We start from the raw sequence: 3,286 nt of genomic DNA, 5'->3' as shown, positions 1-3,286 counted from the left end.
CAACTATCCCACCGTGCCGAAGAAGACCGAGCGGCTGCGCATCACGCCGACACCGCTGCATTCCGACGCCGATATCGCCCATCTGGTCGACGCCCTGCATTCGCTTTGGTCGCGCTGCGCGCTGGCGCGGATGGTAGCCTGAGCACAGGGGAAAGATGCACGAGATTGACCGCGATCAAAGAGATAAGTCGCCGCTCGCGGGACAAAAAGTGAAGCAAGCACCGAGGAGACAACGGCGTTGATGATAGCCCCGCATGACTGGCAAGCCGCCATTTCACCAGAAATAGCCTCCGCCATCGGCAAGGACGGCGGGAAAGAACCCCCTTCGCGGAATCGGACATTCACTCCGCTCTTCAGCCTGCTTCCGCGTCTTCGCCCACATAGGTCGCTCTCGGTTTGCGCACTTCTGGCGCTCACATCCGCAGCTCTCATCTCGCTCGCCCTGCCGATGGCTGTGCGGCGCATGGTCGATCACGGCTTCAACCAGGCGGACGGAGCCTTCATCAATCGCTATTTTCTCATGCTGATCGCGCTCGCCGTCGCGCTGGCAATCGCAAGTGCGGCGCGCTACTACTTCGTCACCACATTGGGAGAGCGGCTGGTCACCGACCTTCGCCTCGAGGTCTTCCACCATATCATCCGGCTTCCTGCGGCATTCTTCGATCGAAACCGCTCAGGCGAAATTGCCTCGCGCCTCGTGGCAGATGCGACCCAGATCAAATCCGCCGTCAGTCTCACGGCATCGGTGGCTTTGAGAAATTCAATCCTCTGCCTCGGCGCCCTTGCCATGATGTTCGTGACCAGTCCCGGCCTGTCGGCCATCGCTCTCGGGGCCATTCCCCTGGTGGTGGCTCCTCTCGTCCTGTTCGGTCGCTCGGTGCGGAAGAAATCCCGTGTCGCACAGGATGCGCTTGCCGAGGCTTCGGCCTATGCAAGCGAGATCATTGCGGCAAGCCGCACCGTGCAGGCATTCAACGGCGAAGATGCTGCGGGGCAGAGATATGGGCGCGATGTCGACCTGTCCTTCGACCGGGTGGTTGCGGCCTCCCGGGCAAGAGCCTTGCTGACCGCCATTGCCATCACGCTGGTCTTCGTCAGCGTCGTCGGCGTGCTGTGGCTGGGGGCTCATAAGGTGCTGGCGGGAACGCTCTCGCCTGGCAGCCTGAGCCAATTTCTCATCTACGCGGTGATCGCAGCCGGTTCTCTCGGCTCACTGTCGGAGGTCTGGGGAGAACTTTCGCAGGCAGCCGGCGCCGCCGGACGGCTGTTCGAACTGCTGAACGAACAGACTGACGAGCGCGAACCGCACACCTGCACGTCGCTCCGGACCCCCACCCAGGGGGGCATGGAACTGCATGACGTGCGCTTTTCCTATCCGGGCGCACCGGAAAAGGAGGTTCTGAGCGGACTTTCCTTCCGCGTTTCGCCAGGCGAAACCGTCGCCCTGGTCGGCCCTTCCGGATCCGGAAAGAGCACCGTTTTCTCCCTGCTCCTCGGCTTCTACGAAAACCAGGCGGGCAGCATTTCCATCGACGGCAGGGAGCTTGCCCTGATCTCCCCGCAGACCCTGCGTAAGGAAATCGCCATTGTCCCGCAGGAGGTGACGATGTTTGCCGCCTCCGTTTACGACAACATTGCGTTCGGAAGGCCGGACGCGCTGCGCGAAGATGTGATCGCCGCGTCGATCAAGGCGCAGGCGCATGGTTTCGTCACGAAGCTGCCGAACGGCTACGGTTCGGTTCTCGGCGAGCGTGGGCTGACGCTGTCGGGCGGACAGAGGCAGAGACTGGCCATCGCACGGGCCATGCTCAGGAACGCTCCGATCCTGCTCCTGGACGAGGCAACCGCATCGCTGGACGCGGAAAACGAGGCGCTCGTGCAGCGCGGCCTGGAGGAATTGATGGAGGCACGGACCACCATCGTGATCGCGCACAGGCTCGCCACCGTGCTCAAGGCGGACAGGATTCTGGTGATGGACAAGGGCAAGATCGTAGAAGAGGGGACTCACGCCTCGCTCATGCGCCAAGGCGGCCTTTATACGCGCCTGGCGGAGCTGCAGTTCAAGATTCCGGCCGGTCTTGAACCGGAACAGCACGCAGCGTGATGACATCATCCGGCGTCCGCGCAACGGGACTTTGATCTTCCGGCGCTATTCTTCCAGGAGGAGAGCCGTCGCGAGATAACCCATGCCGATTGTGCTCGCAAAGAGGTAGATGAACAGGCCCTGAGCGAGATAATTTTGCGGTCCGCCTGCCGCGGCAAAACCGTTCTGCCAGATGAAGAACCCCACGGCGCTTCCGATTGCAAAGCCCGTGGCCAATCGAGTGAGTATGAACCTGATCATGCCGGGCATGGCGCCCACCTCTGACATAACCGCAATAAACGTCGGGGGTGCCCGGAATGTTCCGTCCCGCAAATGATCTCTGTCAACGACCGGCAGGCGCGGCCGTGCAAGATGCGGAAGAAACCCGGAGACCGTAACAGTGCATCTTCTGCCTTTCGCAGCGGGCGTTTTCACGCTTCTCATCCTGCCCGGACCGACCAACGCCATTTTGGCGATGGCATCTCAGGGGCTGACCTTCGGACGCGCGATCGCCCTGCTCGCCACCGTCATGTCCGCATATCTTGCGATCGTCCTTCCGGCGGCCGGTCTGGCCGGTTCTTTTCTCCGCGACCACCCTCTGGTTTCGCAAGGCGTCAAACTTGTCTCGGCGACCTGGGTTTTGTACCTGGCGCTGCGGCTCTGGGGCATCGGATCGAGCCCTGTCGAGGCTGTGCGCGTGCGGCAGCTGGCCGTGACGACGCTGTTAAATCCCAAAGCGCTGATCATCGGATTGACGATGGTGCCTCCCGCGCAGGAGGTGCCTTTGACAGGATCCATCGCCATTCTCGCATCGGTGGTCCTGGCAGTCTCCTCGATCTGGCTGTCGATCGGCAGGCTCATCCTCGGACGTGAAAAACGGATACCGCCATTTGCCCGGCGGTGCGGATCCGCAACCCTCGTCGCATTCTCCGCCGTGCTGACGTTCAGCGCCCTTGGCGGATGAAACCCGCGCTGTTGCGCTGCGCGCGGCGGAGCGACTGCCTGCGCAAGCCCTTGGTGCGGCTGGCAAAGGCCGTTGTTCCATAATGTCGATTACGCCAGAAATCGCCTGTAGCGGGGCACATTCTATCTCGAACTGCAACAAAGGCGCTAAGCTGCCTGCTTTTCGGGAGCCATGGTTTGATCCGTACCTTTTCGCATTTGAGTTTTGACGAACGCCGATCGATTTCCAGGATGTTGGAT

At 61.6% G+C, this 3,286-nt stretch carries 4 protein-coding genes and 1 pseudogene; 3 read left to right on the top strand and 2 right to left on the bottom strand.

All coding sequences use genetic code 11. The features are described from left to right. A pseudogene (locus HJC00_RS32280) lies at nt 1–142 on the top strand (5-aminolevulinate synthase); the annotation flags it as partial. 99 nt (nt 143–241) lie between these two features. Next, nucleotides 242–2,104, top strand: a complete 1,863-nt coding sequence (locus tag HJC00_RS32275; RefSeq protein WP_221156965.1) for an ABC transporter transmembrane domain-containing protein — start codon at nt 242–244, stop codon at nt 2,102–2,104. Between the two features lie 45 nt (nt 2,105–2,149). Here HJC00_RS32275 and HJC00_RS32270 read toward each other — a convergent pair whose 3' ends face one another. Next, nucleotides 2,150–2,353 carry a hypothetical protein gene (locus tag HJC00_RS32270; protein WP_221156963.1) on the bottom strand — a complete coding sequence of 68 codons (204 nt, stop codon included), beginning with the start codon at nt 2,351–2,353 and terminating at the stop codon, nt 2,150–2,152. 130 nt (nt 2,354–2,483) lie between these two features. On the opposite strand from HJC00_RS32270, the gene HJC00_RS32265 reads away from it, so the two are divergent. Next, nucleotides 2,484–3,047, top strand: a complete 564-nt coding sequence (locus HJC00_RS32265) for a threonine transporter RhtB (protein WP_210633347.1) — start codon at nt 2,484–2,486, stop codon at nt 3,045–3,047. On the opposite strand, the gene HJC00_RS32260 is transcribed toward HJC00_RS32265, so the two are convergent. Continuing rightward, nucleotides 3,028–3,286 (bottom strand): hypothetical protein (locus HJC00_RS32260; RefSeq protein ID WP_221165212.1); only part of this gene is annotated, 259 nt, incomplete at its 5' end. The two genes, HJC00_RS32265 and HJC00_RS32260, sit on opposite strands and share 20 nt — an antisense overlap.

This window comes from Rhizobium sp. NLR22b (assembly GCF_019685295.1).
Lineage (GTDB): Bacteria > Pseudomonadota > Alphaproteobacteria > Rhizobiales > Rhizobiaceae > Rhizobium.
This window is presented reverse-complemented; position numbering and strand designations above follow the sequence as displayed.

Bases quoted from the DNA above. Each gene is read 5' to 3' on its own strand.
- HJC00_RS32270 (WP_221156963.1), bottom strand. From the start codon at position 2,353: ATGCCCGGCATGATCAGGTTCATACTCACTCGATTGGCCACGGGCTTT.
- HJC00_RS32275 (WP_221156965.1), top strand. From the start codon at position 242: ATGATAGCCCCGCATGACTGGCAAGCCGCCATTTCACCAGAAATAGCC.